The sequence below is a fragment of the Achromobacter pestifer genome, assembly GCF_902859625.1.
GTDB lineage: Bacteria > Pseudomonadota > Gammaproteobacteria > Burkholderiales > Burkholderiaceae_B > Achromobacter > Achromobacter pestifer.
The window spans coordinates 397,663-414,694 of sequence record NZ_CADIJX010000002.1; the positions used below are offsets into that span (position 1 = coordinate 397,663).

Genomic DNA, 17,032 nt, shown 5'->3' on the forward strand with positions numbered 1-17,032 from the left:
CCGATACCCATAAGCTGTTCGGTAGGGATCGCATTGCCAGAGGTAGTCCATGTCCGCTGAAGAAAGTTTCGTCGACGCCCACAAGGGCGAGGTTGTCGCGTCAATTGCTTACGTAAACGGACGGCGCGACCGCGAGGTTCCCATCGACGAGGTGGGGCAGCACATCAGCCGGTACAACGGCCAAACGCAGGGCCAGCCGCCCGGCATGCTCTGGATCGGCCTGCGCAATCCCACGCCGGAATTGCTGTCACGAGTCGTCGGGGAACTTGGCGCTTGCGACAAGAACCAGGAAGAAATGCTGGAGCCGCACCGGCGGCCGAAGATCATCGACTACGGCAATATGGTTCTCATCGTGACCATCACGGTAGAGGTCGAGGCCGAACGCCCGATCTTCGGCGAGACCCAGCTCTTGATCGGCGATGGTTTCCTGGTCACGGTGCGGCGTGGCGCCACGGCCGCGCACAGCCCCTTGCGGGAACGCCTGGAAGCGTCACCAGACCTGCTCAAGCGCGGCAGTGACTACGTTGCGTCCGAGGTGCTGGACTGGCTGGTGGACCGCTACGTCGCCGCGGCAGGAAAAATCGAAAGCGTGGTGGAAGGCGCCGAGCAGAAGCTACTGATCCGCGGCGCCAAGGATTCCGACATCCGCCGGCTGTACCGCCAGCGCCGCGACTTGTTGCGCATCCATACTGTTGTGTCGCCGATGGCCGAGATCTGCCGCCGTCTGGCGCGAGTCGAGATGTCGGCCGTGGATGAGCATGCGCGCCCCTATTTCGGCGAAGTCGCGGATCGCGTGCTGCGCGTGGACGAACTGTTCAACGCCCTGCGCGAGTCGTTGGCTTTCGCGTTTGAAGCCAGCCTGATGATCGGCCAGGCTGCGCAGAACGACACCACCCGCAAGCTGGCGTCCTGGGCCGCCATTCTGGCGGTGCCCACGGCAATCGCCGGCATCTATGGCATGAATTTTGAATTCATGCCGGAACTGAAGTCGCCTTGGGGCTATCCCATCACCCTGGGCGTTATCGTGTCGATCTGTTCCGTCCTGTACTGGCGTTTCCGCAAGTCCGGCTGGCTATAAGGTACGGCTCAGGCACGGCTCGGCCTGCCGGATCGCTGGCGCGCGATCTTTCCGCGCGTTCGGCGGCTACAACCGGGCCGGGTGTGGCAAACTTCCTGCGTTTCCAACCTGGAGCCCGGCCGGTGCGTGGCAAATCTTCCTTTCGCGGCGGTAATAAGCTGACCGCCCTGATCGTCGCCCTGATTCTTGCGGCGGCGGGCGCCATCGTCAATTGGCTGCAACCGTCTGGGCGTGACGAACCGCGTCCGCCCACCACTGGCGCCTCCACGGCTTCTGGCCAGCCCCAATCCCAGGCCCAGACCCGCCCCGGTCCCCCTCTGGCGGGTGGCGTGCCCCGGGGCAGCTACACGTTGACGGGCGCCATCGTCAACGTCGCCGACGGCGACACGGTCACGCTGCGCGCCCCGGATGGCCAGCGGCGCATCCGCATGGACAGTATCGACGCGCCGGAAGAAGGCCATGGCGCCGACCAGCCCGGCCAACCCTATGCCGAGGCCTCGCGCAAGAATCTGGCCAGTCTGGTGGCCGGCAAGACGCTGACCGCCCAGTGCTACGAGCAAGACCAGTACGGCCGGGATGTGTGCGCCTTGATCCTGGAAGATGGCCGTTCGGCCAACCGCCTACAGGTGGAGTCCGGCTACGCCTGGGCCTATACCGCCAGGAAAGGCGACTATTTGCGCGACAAGGCCATGCCCGACCTGCAACGCCAGGCCAAGGACGCGGGCCGTGGCCTGTGGGTGCAGCAGGGCGCCATCCAGCCCTGGAAATGGCGCTACGACTGCTGGCGTCAACGCCAGTGCGGCTGAGCCCGCCCGTACCGCTAGGGGGATGCCTGGGTACTGGCTCCGTCCCGCGTTTGCTATCCTCTGTCGCAACGATTTGAAGGGAAGGGTTCCATGCGTGTACTGAAGCGGCTCTGGGCGACGGCCATGCTGCTGTCGCTGGCGTTGACGGGTTGCTCGCAAGAAAGCCCCATCAACAGCCCGTATCCGTCCGGCGCTGAAAGCCAGAACACGATCTACACCGCATTCGTCCAGCGTTCGCCGAAATATCTGGACCCGGCAAGCTCTTATTCCGTCGACGAAACGGCTTATACCTACAACATCTATGAGACGTTGTACGGCTATCACTATCTGAAGCGGCCCTACGAGCTGGTGCCGCGCGCCGCCCAGTCCATTGATCTCCCGCAGTATCTGGATGCGCAGGGCAACCCGCTGCCAGCCGACGCGCCGGGCGAGCAGATCGCCGAAAGCATCTACGACATCAAGCTGCGTCCGGGCGTGCGCTTCCAGCCGCATCCGGCTTTTGCCCGCAAGACGGACGGCAGCTACGACTACTACCCATTGGCCGACGGCGAGCTCGATGGCAAATACTACATACCCGACTTTCCGCGCACCGGCACGCGCGAGCTGACCGCGGACGATTACGTCTACGCATTCCGCCGCCTGGCCAGCCCGCGGGTGGTGTCTCCCATCTATTCCGTGATGGCCGACCACGTCATGGGCATGCAGGAATACGGCGACCGCCTGCGCAAGCGCGATCAGGCCCTGCGGCGCGACCTGCCGGGCGGCGGCGCTTCGTCGTGGCTGGACCTGCGCGACGCTGATGGCTTCACGGGTATCCAGGCGCTGGACCCCCACACGTTGCGCATCCGGGTCAAGGGCAAGTATCCCCAGTTCAAATACTGGCTGGCCATGACGTTCACGGCGCCCATCCCCTGGGAGGCCGACCGTTTCTACAGCCAGCCGGGCATGGCCTCGCACGACCTGTCGCTGAACACCTGGCCTGTCGGAACCGGTCCCTACATGATGGCGGAATCGTTGCAGAACCGTCGCCACGTGCTGGTTCGCAATCCCAATTTCCATGGCGAAGCCTATCCCTGCGAAGGGGCGCCCGGCGACAAGGCAGCCGGCATGCTGGACGATTGCGGCAAGCCCACGCCTTTTATTGATCGCGCGGTATTCAGCCTGGAAAAGGAAGCCATTCCGCTCATTGGCAAGTTCATGCAGGGCTATTACGACGTGCCGCAGATCGAACGCGGTGAATACGGCGTCGCCATGTTGGTGGCGGCGGGCGATAGCGAAGACAAAGCCAAGCAGTACCGCGAACACGGCATCCGCTTGCCCACCACGGTGGAGACCGCCAACTGGTACATGGGTTTCAATTGGCTGGATCCGGTCGTGGGCAAGGGCGATACGCCTGAACAGGCGGAAAAGAACCGAAAGCTGCGCCAGGCCATCAGCATCGTGTTTGACTGGGAAGAATTCGTCACGGTGTTCGAGAACGATCAGGCTTCCGTGGCACAGGGGCCGGTTCCGCCCGGCGTGTTGGGCTACCAGGAACCCAGCAAGCCGGAAGGCGTGAATCCGGTCGTGTACGACCTGGTGGACGGCAAGCCCGTGCGCAAATCCGTCGATGTCGCCAAACGCCTGCTGGCGGAAGCCGGCTATCCCGACGGCCGCAATGCCAAGACCGGTGCGCCACTGGTGCTGTATTACGACGCCATGCAGGGCGGAGGCTCGAACCCGCGCTTTGACTGGATGCGTCGCCAGATGGCCAAGATAGGCGTCCAGCTGGATATCCGGTCCACCGACTACAACCGCTTCCAGGACAAGATGAAGCGTGGCGCGGCGCAGATATTCCTGTGGGGCTGGAACGCCGACTATCCCGATGCCGAGAACTTCCTGTTCCTGCTTTATGGCCCCAACGCCAAGGCCAATGGCGGCGGTGAAAACGCAGCCAACTACGACAGTCCCGAATTCGACAAGCTGTTTGAACAGATGAAGTTCCTGGATGACGGCCCGGAGAAGGAAAAACTGATCGCCAGAATGGTGGCCATCGTGCAGCGCGACGCGCCCTGGATGTTCGGCTACTTTCCGATGTCGGGCGGCGCCTATCAGCAATGGGTCGGCAACGCCAAGCCCACGCAGATGGTTCGCAACACGCTTCAATACCTGAAGATCGACCCCGTGCTGCGGCAGCAGAAGATCGACGAATGGAATTTCCCCCGGTGGTGGCCGATCGGCTTGTTCGTGTTGCTGCTTGTCCTGGCGATCTGGCCGTCGTATGTCGCGTTGAAGCGGCGTGAACGCCAGACGGCCTTTGGCCCGGCCGGCCGTAAGGAGCATCAATCATGATCGGCTACGTGATCCGCCGGCTGCTGTATGGCGTGCTGATTCTGATCGGCGTGAATCTCTTCACGTTCATCCTGTTCTTCGCGGTCAATACGCCCGACGACATGGCGCGGCTGGCCATCGGCGGGCAGCGCGCCAGCCAGGATGCGGTTGAAAAATGGAAGGTTGAACGCGGTTACGACAAACCCTTGTTCTTCAACGCCAAGGCGCAAGGCACGGGGCAATTGACCGATACCGTGTTCTATCAGCGGTCGGTGCCCTTGTTGGCGATGGAGTTCGGCGCCTCGGACAGCGGCCGCGACATCGGTCGCGAGATCCAGACCCGCATGGGGCCCAGCTTGGCGCTGGCCGTGCCCACGTTCTTTCTTGGGCTCTTCGTCAGCATCGTCTTTTCGCTGACGCTGGTGTATTTCAGGGCCACCCGCCTGGACTTCTGGGGCGTGGTGGTGTGCGTGTTGCTGCTATCGATTTCCAGTCTGTTCTACATCATCGCGGGCCAGTGGGTCTTCGCCAAGCTGCTGCGTCTGGTGCCGTTTTCAGGGTTTTCGGGAGGGCTGGACGTGGTCAAGTTCCTGGCCTTGCCGGTATTCATCGCGATCGTGTCGCGACTGGGCCCAGAGGCGCGGTTCTACCGCACGCTCTTCCTTGAGGAAATCGGCAAGGACTATGTGCGCACCGCACGCGCCAAGGGGCTGGCCGAGCGCGTGGTGCTCTTCCGCCATGTCCTGCGCAACGCCATGCTGCCCATCCTGACCAGCACGGTTGCCGCCTTGCCACTGCTATTCATGGGCAGCCTGATCGCCGAATCCTTCTTCGGCATCCCTGGTCTGGGCAGCTACACCATCGACGCCATCAACGCGCAGGACTTCTCCGTCGTGCGTGCCATGGTGTTCCTGGGGGCCGCGCTCTACATCGTGGGATTGATCCTGGCCGATATTTCCTACACGCTGGCTGATCCCCGCGTTCGATTCGAGTAGCCGCCATGCCCAAGATCGTCTTCCTATGGACTGATGTCGCACTGTGGCTCATGGTGCTGGGCGCGTTGGCCTACGTCTGGCACGTTCGCCGCAGCCCCAACTTGCGTGCGACGTGGGGCCGCGTGGCACGCGACACTCCCGCCATGTGTTCGGCCATTGTCCTGGTCGCCTTCACCGTGGTCGGGTTGCTGGATTCCGTGCATTACCGGCCTCAGTTGCCCCCCGTGCCGGGTGCTGCGGCTGACGCCGCGCCTGTCTATGCCCCCGTGGTCAAGTCGGCACTGGATGGCCTGCTGGCCGGCACGGTGTTGACGCAGCCTGAAAGAAACTACTCCGAGCCCTTGGCGGTCAAGCTGTTCCTGAAGGAAACCATGCTGGTCGACGACAAGCCGGTGCGCGATTTTCCGCGCCTGCGCGGCGCCGCCACGCACCTGACCGATCCCGACAAGGAGTACCGGGGCGACGTCCTCAAGCGCCTGGGGCTCGGTCTGGCCGGCGGATTGGGCGTTGCGCTGCTGTCTGCGGCCTTGCTCTTTGCCTGCCTGGCACGCCGCGCGCGCTCGTCCGCGGAAGCGGCCGAGGCCATGCTGGGCGGACGATCCGATGTGCCATGGCGAGCCATGACGATCACTTTTGCCGTGCTCTGCCTGACGGTCGGCGCGCTGGCAGGCCTGTCCAGCGGCTATCACGCGCTGGGCACCGATCGTATTGGCAACGACGTGCTGTGGCAGGCGCTCAAGAGCATCCGGACGGCGCTGGTCATCGGCAGCCTGACGACCATCGCCATGCTGCCGCCTGCCATCATCTTCGGCATCGCCGCCGGCTACTTCAAGGGCAAGGTCGACGACGCCATCCAGTACCTGTACACCACGATCACCTCGATTCCCGGCGTGCTGTTGGTGGCCGCGTGCGCGCTGATGATGCAGGTCTATATCGACAACCACGCCGACCTGTTCGATACCTCGGTTGCACGGGCGGACCTGCGGCTGTTCCTGCTGTGCATGATCCTGGGCCTGACCGGCTGGGCGGGACTGTGCCGGTTGTTGCGTGCGGAAACCTTGAAGCTGCGCGAGCTGGAATACGTGCAGGCGGCGCGCGCATTCGGCGTGTCGCACTGGCGCATCATGACGCGCCACCTGTTGCCCAACGTCGCGCATCTGGTGCTGATTACCGTCGTGCTGGAGTTCTCGGGCCTGGTGCTCTACGAGGCCGTGCTGTCCTATCTGGGGATTGGCGTGGATCCCAGCATGAATTCCTTTGGTTCCATGATCGATGGCGCCCGTTTGGAAATGTCCCGGGATCCCATGATCTGGTGGAGCTTGATGACCGCTTTCCTGTTCATGCTGGCGCTGGTGCTGGCGGCCAACCTGTTCGCGGATGCCGTGCGCGACGCATTCGATCCGCGCACCCGCCGCTACAAGCCCGGCCGCATGGCCCGCTTGGGTGGCTGGTTCGGCCGCCGGCCCGCGCCCGCGCTTGCGGCCGAACCACGGCCCTCAAAATCGGGAGACGCCCCATGAGCAACGGCACGATTCTGCTGGACGTGCACGGCCTGGACGTCGACATCGCAGGTGAAAGTGGCATGACCCATGCGGTCAAGCGCTTGCAACTGGCTATTTCCCAGCGGCAGACCTTTGCGCTGGTCGGCGAATCCGGGTGTGGCAAGAGCATGACGGCGCTGGCGTTGTTGCGTCTGTTGCCCGACGCTGGCCGCATCGTCGGCGGGCAGATCGACCTGGATGGCGAAGACCTCAACCGCCTGCCCGAAAGCGCGATGCGCGGCGTCCGCGGCGGCCGCATCGGCATCATCTTCCAGGAGCCGTCCACCAGCCTGAACCCGGTCATGCGCGTGGGTGACCAGATCATCGAAACGCTGACGGCGCATACGCCGCTGCGCGGTGCCGCGGCGCGCGCCCGCGCCATCGACTGGCTGCGCCGGGTGGGCATCCCGGAACCCGAGCGGCGAGTCGACGACTATCCATTCCAATTCTCGGGCGGACAGAAGCAGCGCGTCATGATCGCCATCGCGCTGGCGGCCGAACCCTTGCTGCTGATCGCGGACGAACCCACCACGGCGCTCGACGTCACGGTGCAGGCGCAGGTGCTGGACCTGCTGGCCGACATACAGCGGGAAATGGGCATGGCGGTGCTGCTCATCACGCATGATCTGGCGGTCGTGAAGAATGTGGCCCATCACGTGGCGCTGATGCGCGGCGGCGAAATCGTCGAAAGCGCCAGCGCCGAAGAATTCTTCCATGCGCCCAAGCACCCCTATGCGCGGCAGCTGTTTGAAGCGATTCCCACGTTTGAAAAACGGGGCGTGCCGTTGACGGACCAACGCCGCCAGGCCATCGCGCAGCGGGACGGCGGCTCACGGGGCGCCCGCCCCGAGCGCAAAGCAGGCGATCTCGTCCTGGACGTGCAAGACCTTAAAGTGCATTACCCCGTGCGCAAGGGACCGTTGCGCCGCATCGTGTCGTGGGTCAAGGCGGTTGACGGCGTGACCTTTTCGCTGCGGGCCGGAGAAACGCTGGCGCTGCTGGGCGAGTCCGGTTGCGGCAAGACGACCACCGGCAAGGCGTTGTTGCGCCTGATCGATGGGGCGCGGATTTCCGGCCGGGCCATGCTGCTGGGCAAGGATGTGCTGTCGGCCGACCGGCGCACGCTGCGTGAACTTCGCCAAGACATCCAGATCGTGTTCCAGGATCCCTACGCCTCGCTTGATCCCCGCATGCGCGTGGGTGAGATCCTGGACGAAGGGCTGGCATCCCTGCGTCGCGGCATGAGCAAGGAAGCGCGCGCCGCGCACGCCGCGCAATTGATCGAGCGCGTGGGCTTGCCGATCAACACGCTGACGCGCTACCCGCACGAATTCTCTGGCGGCCAGCGCCAGCGCATCGCCATTGCCCGGGCGTTGGCGGTAGAGCCCAAGGTGCTGATCTGCGACGAACCCACGTCGGCGCTGGACGTCTCCGTTCAAGCACAGATCCTGGATCTGCTGCGCGAACTTCAGGATGAACTCGGCATGGCCTATCTGTTCATCACGCACAACTTCGGCGTGGTCGAATATCTGGCGGATCGCATCGCCGTCATGGATGGCGGTCGCATCGTTGAGCTCGGGCAGGCTGATGCGGTGTTGCATGCACCTCAACAGGATCTGACGCGCCGTTTGCTGGCTGCGGTGCCTCGGCTGCAATTCGGCGCTGCCGACTCAGACTGATCGCTGGCGCCAAGTCCTGCCAACAAGCGCATGGCCCATGAAAAACGCGCCCTGATCTTGTGGGATCAGGGCGCGTCGGGCGCATACCTGCTGCGCGCGGATCGGGGTCAGTGATCGTCGTGGTGCGCGCTGCGGGTTTCCAGCCAAACCAACGTGTCGTGCCTCAAGGTGCGGACGCATTGCGCCAGGAAGGCATGAACCGTTTCCAGCTCGGTTGTGTCGTAGCGGCGTGCCATCAACATGACCGCTTCGGCAATCCACTGCCGCTCCTGCGACAGATGCTGGCACTGCTCTTCGACCGGCCGGATCACGATCATCCGGCGATCCAGCGGGTGGCGGCCGCGTTGCACATATCCTGCCGCCTCCAGCCGGTTGATCAACGCGGTCGCGCCGCCGGAACTGATGCCCATCAGTTGGGCGAGTTGCCCGGTGGGCAAGGCATCAAATTCCATCACCAGTTCCAGCGCTTTCAGATCCGCCAGGGGGATACCCAGCTTTTCCGCCAGGGCCGACTGGCACGCGGCGTTGTACACCGAAAACTGCCGACCCAGCATCAGGGCGATATCGTCAAGCATTCCCGGGCGCAGGTCACTCGTGCGAGATTCAGGCATCACGGTCACATGCTCGTGGTGAACGATGGTTTCTTGTTGCAGCATGATGTCGCTCCCTTGCGGATATGGTGGATTACTTCTTGGCCGACAGGCCGCCCAACAGACCGCCCAGCAGGCCGCCATTCGTTGCGCCGCCCGTCGTCGAGGAACCCGTCACGCCACCTGTGACGCCACCCAGCAGACCGCCCAGCAAGCCACCATTGTTGGTCGTGCCGGCTCCGGCTGCGCCACCGGCGCTGGCGCCTGCACTGGCACCCGTGCCCGTCGTTGCACCGACCGAGACACCACCCACCACGCCACCCAGCAAACCACCCAGCAGGCCGCCGTTGTTGGTACCGCCCGCCGTACCGCCGGTCGTTCCACCCGTCGTCCCGCCCGTCGCCCCGCCTGTCACGCCACCCAACAGGCCGCCCAGCAGGCCGCCGTTGGCCGTCCCGCCCGCCGTGCCGCCGACCGATCCGGTCACGCCGCCCAGCAAGCCGGTCACCGGAGCCAGCAAACCGCCAATGCCGCCAGCGGCCGGCGTGCCGCCTACGCCGCCCACGCCACCCAGGATGCCGGTGATGGGGCTCAACAAACCGCCCGTGCCGCCAGCGCCGCCGGTCAGGCCGCCCGTGACACCGCCAAGACCCAGGCCGCCCGTCAGCGATGCGACCGCGTTGGTGGCGTTGGCCAGGGTTGCGCCCAGCGGATTCGTGTTGCCCGGCGTTGCGTTCAGCAATCCACCGGCGCTGGCGACGGCGCCGCCCAATCCTTGCAGCACGCCGTTCAGGCCAGCCGTGTTGCCGGGCAGCGATCCGCCCGCGCTAGCCAGCGTGCCGCCCAGGCTCGTCAAGAGGCCGGCGACCGGAGCGCCCAGTTTGGTCGTCGCGCCGACCTGTTGCGTCAAGCCCGTGACCGTGCCGACCAGCGGGCTGGCGGTGGGGTCCAGTGCGGCGCCGAGGCCGGCCAACGTGGGTTGCAGGCCAAGCGGCAACACGTTGTCCACCGTCTTGCCTACGTTGCCCAGAGCAGGTTCCAGAATCGGCTTGGAGGGGCCGCCCAGCACGCCGCCAGTGATGCCGCCGAGCGTTTGGGTAACCGGGTTCAGCAATCCGCCTTGGCCAGAGAGCCCTGCGGTCAATGCACCCACGGCGTTCGTCGCGTTACCCAGAATGGTCGTCAGCGGTTGCGGGTTGCTGGCGCTGGCGTTCAGCAGGCCGCCCGTGCTGGCCACCGTCTTGCCCAAGCCGTCCACCAAACCGCCGACACCCGAGCTCAGGCCACCAGGGAGTCCCGAGCCTTTCACCGTGGTGCCCAGGTCGCTGACCAGGCCGCCGACTTGCTTGGTGATGCCATCCACGGGTTGGCCCAAGCCCGTCGTGGCGCCGACTTGCTGAGTCAGGCCCACGACGGTATCGACCACGGGGGCGAGCGTCGGATCCAGCGCTTTGCCCACGCCGCCCAGCGTCGTGCCCAGATTAAGGGGCAGGGTGTTATCCACGGCGCTGCCGGTATTGCCAAGCGTCGTTTGCAGCAAGCCGGCGGTGACCGGATTGGTGGGAGGATTGGGATCGGTGCCGCCGGGATTGGTCGGGTTGCCGCCGCCCGGGTTGGTGGGGTTGCCGCCGCCGGGATTGGTCGGAATATCGGTACCAGGCAGGCCGGCAGACTTGCTGCCGCCGCCGCCACCACCGCAAGCAGCCAAAGCGCTCATCAGAGCGGCGGCCATGACGGTGGAGGTCAGAATACGTTGAACACGGTTTGCTTCGACTTTGGTAGACATGGCGAGCTCCTTGGGTTGGATAGGTCAGGCGTTGAAACTGCCCGATACGTCTCTACATGCACAAACCGTGCCAATATTTTTTCCGTGCCCGGATTTTTGCCCTTGGTCAGTGTTTTGATGAAAATAAAATACTTGTAAATCAATGACTTGCAGTAAATTTTGAGGGTTTATACCAATCTTGTGAAACCCTCACTTTTGCGACCACAAAAACCCTGCGAATGTTACGAATGGAAGGTTAATCCCCGTTACGTTACGGGCAACGTTACGTAACGTGCTGTGTGAAATCGGCAAAAAAAAGCGCCTGTGAATACAGGCGCTGATCAGCGGGGAGGGGATCGCCTTCGGCTTAGAAGGCGTCGTAGAACAAGGAATAGTTGGCGTTGAAGCGCACGTCCCGGTCGTTGTTGGTGGACGCGGAGCCGATCGGCTTGGCCACGTTGAAATCAAACAGATAGTATTTATCGTCGGTGAACCGAAGGCCCAGCGCGAGCGACGACAAGTGCCGTTGGTTAAGTGCCTGCAAGCTCTTGTTGTTGTACCAGGTGCGCGCAAAGTCCACCAAGGCATACGGTTGGACACTGGACAGGTATTCCCAACCAGTACCGAAACGACGGTTGACTTCGGCAGATACGCCGACGCCCTTATCGCCGCTTTGTTCGCCTTGCGCATACCCCATGGCGTATCGCCAGCTGCCGAAAGACACTTGCTCTGACGAGGGCAATATATTGCTGGAGTATTGCGCGGCACCCGAAAAGGTCAAACCGAACTGCGCGGGCAAGGCAAACGTTTGCTTGGCGTTCAGGTTGTAACGGGTGAAATCCAAATCGAGGATCGGCGTGGCCGAATATCCATAGTTTGTCGTGATGTCCTTCTTTGCACCCGCCGCGTCAAACCCCTTGGATACGCTGGCGGTAACGTCTGTTGTTTTGCTTTCAGACACCTGAATATATCGGAGCTCTGCGTTGGCGGCGCGCACTCGCGCATCCTGCTGCAACCAAAGATCCGAGGTTTTGGAGTCGTATCGGTCCTTTGAGTTGGCGGCATAAACCCCCAACGTACCCGTCAGGGAGCGCGTGTTGTTCAGCAGAAAGGGATAACTGACGCCGATGCCGATGCGGTCGTTCTTTACGCGGCGCTCGAATCCCAGGTACTCGATGGCATCGTCCTTGGGCTTGGCGTCGTAGTGATAACCATCGACCTTGATCGCCAGGCCGTCCGGGCCAATGGGCACGCGGACTTCGCCCATGACATATTTAACGTCGTCGGTATTGAACGGAACGGCAGCGGTCAGTTTCACCTGCTCGCCCAATGGCGTCAGGCTATTGGTGCCCATATTGACTAATGGCTGCATGCCGGTGCCCAGGTCGGCGATCCCCGCCGTCAAGCTGACCGGTTGGCGGGTGGCGGTCAGCACCAATTCCGTCGCTCCGTCCGCACGGCGCGGCAGGTCAAGATTGGGCGTGAATTTAACTCCAGGCACCGTACGCATCAGATTCAACTGGCGCTCCAGCGTCGCCTGTTGCAACGGACGGTCTTCCTTCAGGGGGCCGGCCAGCGTTTCCAGCCGGTCCAGCGCATTGCCGATATCGCCTTCAATCCGCACATTCCCGATATAGCCCTCGACCACTGTCACAACGACCAGACCATTGGCGAAGGTCTGGTTCTGCACCAGCGCGAATGACAGCGGATAACCCTTGTCGCGGTATAGCTGAGTGATCTTGTCAACCTGCTGCACCAGTTCGCCCAAGCTGATCTCTTTGCCGGACAGCGGGGCAAGAATGCCGGACACCTCTTCAAACGGAATGGCGTGCACGCCACTGACGTCGAAGTTGAGCGGCACGATGCGCTGCGCCAGTCTGGCCCGCAATGCCAATTGCTCGGGAGTGGCCGTTTCCACGACGGGAGGCGGCGGGACGGCGCCGGGTGGTCGTTCAAGCGTTGGCAGCGAGTCAACGGGGTTTCCTCGCAACGGTCCATCCGCGCGCGCATTCGCACTGACGGCAAGGGCACAGATAAGAGCGAGGGTAAGCGGACTTGCCTGGAACGTGCGTCTCATGCCTTTTATGTCTCTCATTTCCGCAGGCGCTGTCCCGCCATGTATTCGATATTCGTTAAATATTGAATTTATTGAGGGACATAACATTAGTAAGAAGGGATTCGGTGCGCCGTAGGCGGTATGGTGCCAGTCGCTCAGGATAATGACAATTTATTTCATTGTGACCGATCGGAAACAGCAAGATAACAACATTGCGAAATTTTCTTCAACTGATGCATATTGAGAACGTCAGGGTTAACTAGTGGTTTTTAATAAGATTCATGCGAATTTACGTGCATTCGTTACATGTCTGCTGTCGTAGTATCGCGAATATCGGTGTAAACCCTGATGTGTATTAAATGTTAATAGATAAGACTATATAAACGTATCAAAACACATCGGTTTTCGGGCTATCGGGAGTCCACAAGATGGGCGCGTGTGACTGCAGTACATCTCGTAAAGGCCTGCCAGCGGAACCCCGCGATTGCAGGCTATTTCACTGGGGTCGTCCATGAACCCGGGTGACATTGTTCCCCTCTCGTTCAATGCCGGTCTCGTTGCCTTGTCGTTCCTGATGGCAGCATTGGGTTCATACGTTGCATTGCTCGCCGCGGCCGGTATCCGCGCCGAAACCCAAGACGGTGAAATACGTATCGGTTACATCCTCATCGGTGCCGTGGCCATGGGTGGGGTGGGTATCTGGAGCATGCATTTCATTGGCATGCAAGCGCAGGACTTCCCCTTCGATGTGGGTTACCAGGTTGGCCTGACCATACTCAGCTTCGTCGTGGCCGCGGGTTTCTCCGGCTGGGCGTTCTGGTATGTCGGCCGCGACAGTTTCACGTTTGGGCGCTGCCTCGTGGGCGGGCTTGCCGCCGGCTTGGGCGTAGCTGCCATGCATTATCTGGGCATGGGCGCCATGCGCATGCCGGCCGTATTGCTTTGGAATCTGCCGATGGTTGTTTTATCGGTGTTTATCGCGGTAATTGCCGCGTCAGCCGCGCTGTGGCTGGCTTTCAATACGCAGAATGAGTTTCAACGCGCCGGAGCCGCCGTTTTGATGGCAATAGCCGTGTGCGGCATGCATTACACCGGCGCGGCGGCTGGCACGGTTATCTGCACCACGCCACGGGACTATTCCAGCCTGCAAATTGGCGGGCTGATGTTGCCGTATATCGCCTTTGCCCTGTCCGCTGTCATCTTGCTGATCATGCGTTGGCAATTGCAGCGGGCATCAACCCGGTTTCGCGCCCGCATGGCGCAACGTATCGACTCGTTCATTGAATCGGCACCAGTGTCGGATTCAGGCAGGGTGCCTGGATCTCCGCTGGGGCCGGGTTAGCAAGGCCCCGGTTTGCGCGCGGGTCGCACATCCGCAAAGCAAGCAGTTCCGGGCATAGGGGGCTAGTACCGCGAGGCGGCACAGCTCAATGATCAATCGAGTGTTAGGAGCTCGACATGAAAGCGAAACTTGCGCAGTTCTGGAATGACGAAGAAGGCATCACTGCCCTGGAGTATGGGCTGATTGCCGGGCTGATGGCAGTGGCGATCATCGCTGCGATTGGCTTCTTTACTGGAGGCTTGACCAGTCTGTTCACAGACTTGGGCGCCAAGCTTACCTCCCAGGGTGGGGCAATTTAACGCCCGGCAAGCCTAGTCCATGTCGCGATGGCCCTTTGGGCCATCCCGACGGGCAGGCTGTACGACGTATTCATTGGCTTCAGCAGGATTCTGCCGTTCCGATCGAACACTTCTGAAGTCTGGTTTTTTTGAATTATCGGAAGGTCCCGCCTTGTATCCAGGGGAAGTGTTGTGGTGGCTGCTATTCGCAAGCTGGAATCTGGTGCTGATCTACAACGATCTGCGCTTCCGCCGTGTCCCCAACGGGTTGATCATCGTGGGGTTCGTGGCGCAGCTGCTTTGGTTGGTGGCCGCATGGGTGGTGCCGGGGTGGGTCTACCCGCCTCGATGGTCGGGCTGGTTCATGGCGCTTGCCGGGTTCTTGGCGGCAATACCGTTCATGTTCTTGTGGGCCCGGCGCTGGATGGGAGCGGGCGACGTCAAGGCCATCGCCATCCTCGGACTGCTGCTGGGGATCGCACCGCTGATTCTGATTCTGGTACTGGCGAGCCTGCTGGCCGGCCTGCATGGTTTGCTGTATCTGATCGTGTCGCGCTACTGGCCGCTGAGCCATCGCATTCGCCAGATTCCCTACGCCGCGTACTTGGGAGTCGCCGCGCTCAGCGTGGCGTCTATGCCGTTGAATTCGGCCTGGTATTCGTGGTGTTCTTCCTGGTGTTCTACGCAATTCTGACGTATTCGTTGGTGGCCGCCGCACAGCAATCCGTGACATTGGCCGCGCAGGAAGGCGCGCGCAAGGTCTTGCAGTGGCAGGCGGGCACGCCGTCATTGACGGTGCGGGCCAACGCGGGGCGCGATGCCGCCTTGTATCAGGCGCAATGGATCAGCTCCATGTCCGCCGCCACCGTCCAGGTGGCGGTCTGCGGCAGCACGGGCGCGCTTAGCAGCTCCACGGGCGGGGCTTGCAGCGGCCGGCCCCTTGCCGACGGGCAGGTCGAGGTCACCGTGTCCTATGCCTATGGCGCACATCCGCTGATTCCCTCGCTGCCGCTGCTGCGCACGGTGCTCATGCCGGCCTCTGGCGTGCTGAGCGCTCGCGCCACGGTGCATTTGAATGGGGAAGGCTGATATGCGCGCCAAACCGCGGCACCGTGCCGGCCACTCTTCATTCTTGCGGCAGCGTGGCATCGCAGCGCTGGAATTCTCTTTGACCCTGATCATGTTGCTGATGTTCATCTTGGGCGTGCTGAGCTTCGGGGTGCTGTTCTGGATGCAGCAGCAACTGGCGTCTGCCGCGACTGACGGCGCGCGCGCGGCGGTGTTCGCAAAGTTCAACGGCCAGGCGAATGTCCCGGTGGCCGCCTGCGCTGCCGCGATGAGCGCTTTCTCTTCGGGTTCCGCTGTCGTCTGCGCGACGACCAGCGCACCGTGCGCCTGGACGGGCTCGGGGGGGCAGCAAGCGAATTGCGCCACCGTTGGCCTGACCTACAACACCCAGTCCTGGCCGCTCTTGGCCACTCTTCAGCGCCTGATCACCACGCTGCCGGGTGTCGGGCCAAGCTGGATTCCTACCCGATTGCATTCGCAAGCCGTTGTTCAGATATCGCAAGGGACACCATGAGCAGTTTGAGCAAGATCGTCGCAGGGTTTTTGTTGGTGGCGGGCCTTGTGCTGGCCTTCGTCGCCTGGCGTCTGGCATCCGCGCCCGCTAGTCCGCCCGTCAGCACCACGCCCGCGCCCTCGGCGCCGGCGGCTGCCGCCACGCCGGTCCAGCTTTACTCGGTTGTCGTGGCCAAGGATCCGATTCCGGCCGGCACGCGCATCAACAGCGAAACCATGTTGACGGTGGCCGAATGGCAGGCGCCGCTATCCGGCGGATATAGCACCAAGGCCGCCTTGGAAGGCGCCGTGGCCAAGGTTGATATTGCCAAGGGCGATCCCCTCTTGCCCAGCTTGCTGGCGCAAGGGTTGGCCCGGCAGTTGAAGGCGGGCGAGCGTGCCGTGGCGATCGCGGTGGACGAAGTGATCGGCGGTGGCAATCGCGTCGCGCCGGGCGACTGGGTGGATGTGTTCTTCATGATCGAAAAGGGCCAGGAAGTGCCCGGCGGCCAGGCGCGGTTGCTGCAATCGCAGGTGCGCGTGCTGGCGTACGGCAGGGATTCCGTGGATGGGCCGGAAGAAAAGCCGGTGGGGCAGCAGGGTGCGCCAGCGCAGCCCGCCAAGACCGCGGTACTGGCCGTGCCGGTCGAACACGTGAACGAATTGATATTGGCCAGCCGCTCTGGCCGCCTGCAACTGGCGTTGCGCCCGTTGAATGACGACAGCATGCCCGACACGCAATTGTTCGCCCAGCGCGGCACGGTATTGCCGGTTCGCGCGGACTTGAGTCCGGAGCAACGCGATGCGCTCAAGCTGGGGCCGAATCGCGCGTTTGCCGGTGAAAGCCTGGTTCAGCTTGACGGCTCGACCTCTGCTGCGCGTGCCCCTACCGCACCTGTGCGCGGTGCGAACTCGGGGGCGGGCGGCGGTAGAACCGTGGAAATCTTGCGCGGAGACAAATCCGAACGTGTCCGTTATTGAACGTGGCTCCGCGCGGCTTGTCGCCGCGCGTGGCTGGACTCTCTCTTATGA

Annotated in this window: 15 protein-coding genes; 12 read left to right on the top strand and 3 right to left on the bottom strand. The window is 62.7% G+C overall.

The features are described 5' to 3' along the window. The first annotated feature begins 49 nt into the window (after positions 1 to 49). The 6 genes from HV753_RS08635 to HV753_RS08660 all read left to right on the top strand — a co-directional run bounded on the left by HV753_RS08635 (position 50) and on the right by HV753_RS08660 (position 8,409). Positions 50 to 1,078, top strand: coding sequence for a magnesium and cobalt transport protein CorA (locus HV753_RS08635; protein ID WP_175174039.1), 1,029 nt, complete (start codon positions 50 to 52; stop codon positions 1,076 to 1,078). Positions 1,079 to 1,200: 122 nt separating this feature from the next. After that, positions 1,201 to 1,884 (top strand): thermonuclease family protein, encoded by a 684-nt coding sequence (locus tag HV753_RS08640; RefSeq protein ID WP_175174040.1) that lies wholly within the window; start codon positions 1,201 to 1,203, stop codon positions 1,882 to 1,884. A gap of 90 nt (positions 1,885 to 1,974) precedes the next feature. Next, positions 1,975 to 4,215 carry an ABC transporter substrate-binding protein gene (locus tag HV753_RS08645; protein ID WP_175174041.1) on the top strand — a complete coding sequence of 747 codons (2,241 nt, stop codon included), beginning with the start codon at positions 1,975 to 1,977 and terminating at the stop codon, positions 4,213 to 4,215. Further along, complete coding sequence (locus HV753_RS08650; protein ID WP_175174042.1) at positions 4,212 to 5,189, top strand: ABC transporter permease; 978 nt, start codon at positions 4,212 to 4,214, stop codon at positions 5,187 to 5,189. Before HV753_RS08645 ends, HV753_RS08650 begins: the two co-directional genes overlap by 4 nt. Positions 5,190 to 5,194: 5 nt before the next feature. After that, positions 5,195 to 6,709 carry an ABC transporter permease gene (locus tag HV753_RS08655; RefSeq protein ID WP_175174043.1) on the top strand — a complete coding sequence of 505 codons (1,515 nt, stop codon included), beginning with the start codon at positions 5,195 to 5,197 and terminating at the stop codon, positions 6,707 to 6,709. Continuing rightward, positions 6,706 to 8,409: an ABC transporter ATP-binding protein gene (locus HV753_RS08660; RefSeq protein ID WP_175174044.1), complete on the top strand. Its 1,704-nt coding sequence runs from the start codon at positions 6,706 to 6,708 to the stop codon at positions 8,407 to 8,409. Before HV753_RS08655 ends, HV753_RS08660 begins: the two co-directional genes overlap by 4 nt. 107 nt (positions 8,410 to 8,516) lie before the next feature. Here the strand turns inward: HV753_RS08660 and HV753_RS08665 are convergent, their stop codons facing one another. The 3 genes from HV753_RS08665 to HV753_RS08675 form a co-directional block, all read right to left on the bottom strand. After that, positions 8,517 to 9,065 carry a MarR family winged helix-turn-helix transcriptional regulator gene (locus tag HV753_RS08665; protein WP_088589045.1) on the bottom strand — a complete coding sequence of 183 codons (549 nt, stop codon included), beginning with the start codon at positions 9,063 to 9,065 and terminating at the stop codon, positions 8,517 to 8,519. Between the two features lie 28 nt (positions 9,066 to 9,093). Next, positions 9,094 to 10,785 carry a collagen-like triple helix repeat-containing protein gene (locus tag HV753_RS08670; RefSeq protein ID WP_175174045.1) on the bottom strand — a complete coding sequence of 564 codons (1,692 nt, stop codon included), beginning with the start codon at positions 10,783 to 10,785 and terminating at the stop codon, positions 9,094 to 9,096. A 346-nt stretch (positions 10,786 to 11,131) separates the two neighbouring features. Beyond that, complete coding sequence (locus HV753_RS08675; RefSeq protein WP_175174046.1) at positions 11,132 to 12,841, bottom strand: ShlB/FhaC/HecB family hemolysin secretion/activation protein; 1,710 nt, start codon at positions 12,839 to 12,841, stop codon at positions 11,132 to 11,134. Positions 12,842 to 13,331: 490 nt separating this feature from the next. Between HV753_RS08675 and HV753_RS08680 the strand changes: the two genes are divergently transcribed. The 6 genes from HV753_RS08680 (at position 13,332) to cpaB (ending at position 16,981) form a co-directional block, all read left to right on the top strand. Then, complete coding sequence (locus tag HV753_RS08680) at positions 13,332 to 14,162, top strand: MHYT domain-containing protein (protein ID WP_175174047.1); 831 nt, start codon at positions 13,332 to 13,334, stop codon at positions 14,160 to 14,162. Positions 14,163 to 14,278: 116 nt separating this feature from the next. Further along, the gene (locus HV753_RS08685) at positions 14,279 to 14,461 is read left to right on the top strand and encodes a Flp family type IVb pilin (RefSeq protein ID WP_175174048.1); all 183 of its coding nucleotides are present in this window, start codon (positions 14,279 to 14,281) and stop codon (positions 14,459 to 14,461) included. A gap of 151 nt (positions 14,462 to 14,612) precedes the next feature. Next, entirely contained in the window at positions 14,613 to 15,134 is a 522-nt protein-coding gene (locus tag HV753_RS08690) for an A24 family peptidase (RefSeq protein ID WP_246288200.1), read from the top strand. Beyond that, positions 15,116 to 15,529 carry a pilus assembly protein gene (locus HV753_RS08695; RefSeq protein WP_425485883.1) on the top strand — a complete coding sequence of 138 codons (414 nt, stop codon included), beginning with the start codon at positions 15,116 to 15,118 and terminating at the stop codon, positions 15,527 to 15,529. Before HV753_RS08690 ends, HV753_RS08695 begins: the two co-directional genes overlap by 19 nt. Before the next feature lies 1 nt (position 15,530). Continuing rightward, positions 15,531 to 16,022 carry a TadE/TadG family type IV pilus assembly protein gene (locus HV753_RS08700; RefSeq protein WP_175174049.1) on the top strand — a complete coding sequence of 164 codons (492 nt, stop codon included), beginning with the start codon at positions 15,531 to 15,533 and terminating at the stop codon, positions 16,020 to 16,022. Continuing rightward, positions 16,019 to 16,981, top strand: coding sequence for a Flp pilus assembly protein CpaB (cpaB, locus tag HV753_RS08705; protein WP_175174050.1), 963 nt, complete (start codon positions 16,019 to 16,021; stop codon positions 16,979 to 16,981). The genes HV753_RS08700 and cpaB overlap by 4 nt, the downstream gene beginning before the upstream one ends. Positions 16,982 to 17,032 lie beyond the last annotated feature (51 nt).

What these genes read in the sequence shown, in the direction of transcription:
- HV753_RS08635 (WP_175174039.1), top strand. Translation starts at nt 50, where the DNA reads ATGTCCGCTGAAGAAAGTTTCGTCGACGCCCACAAGGGCGAGGTTGTC.
- HV753_RS08645 (WP_175174041.1), top strand. Translation starts at nt 1,975, where the DNA reads ATGCGTGTACTGAAGCGGCTCTGGGCGACGGCCATGCTGCTGTCGCTG.
- HV753_RS08650 (WP_175174042.1), top strand. Translation starts at nt 4,212, where the DNA reads ATGATCGGCTACGTGATCCGCCGGCTGCTGTATGGCGTGCTGATTCTG.
- HV753_RS08655 (WP_175174043.1), top strand. Translation starts at nt 5,195, where the DNA reads ATGCCCAAGATCGTCTTCCTATGGACTGATGTCGCACTGTGGCTCATG.
- HV753_RS08660 (WP_175174044.1), top strand. Translation starts at nt 6,706, where the DNA reads ATGAGCAACGGCACGATTCTGCTGGACGTGCACGGCCTGGACGTCGAC.
- HV753_RS08665 (WP_088589045.1), bottom strand. Translation starts at nt 9,065, where the DNA reads ATGCTGCAACAAGAAACCATCGTTCACCACGAGCATGTGACCGTGATG.
- HV753_RS08670 (WP_175174045.1), bottom strand. Translation starts at nt 10,785, where the DNA reads ATGTCTACCAAAGTCGAAGCAAACCGTGTTCAACGTATTCTGACCTCC.
- HV753_RS08675 (WP_175174046.1), bottom strand. Translation starts at nt 12,841, where the DNA reads ATGAGACGCACGTTCCAGGCAAGTCCGCTTACCCTCGCTCTTATCTGT.
- HV753_RS08680 (WP_175174047.1), top strand. Translation starts at nt 13,332, where the DNA reads ATGAACCCGGGTGACATTGTTCCCCTCTCGTTCAATGCCGGTCTCGTT.
- HV753_RS08685 (WP_175174048.1), top strand. Translation starts at nt 14,279, where the DNA reads ATGAAAGCGAAACTTGCGCAGTTCTGGAATGACGAAGAAGGCATCACT.
- HV753_RS08700 (WP_175174049.1), top strand. Translation starts at nt 15,531, where the DNA reads ATGCGCGCCAAACCGCGGCACCGTGCCGGCCACTCTTCATTCTTGCGG.
- cpaB (WP_175174050.1), top strand. Translation starts at nt 16,019, where the DNA reads ATGAGCAGTTTGAGCAAGATCGTCGCAGGGTTTTTGTTGGTGGCGGGC.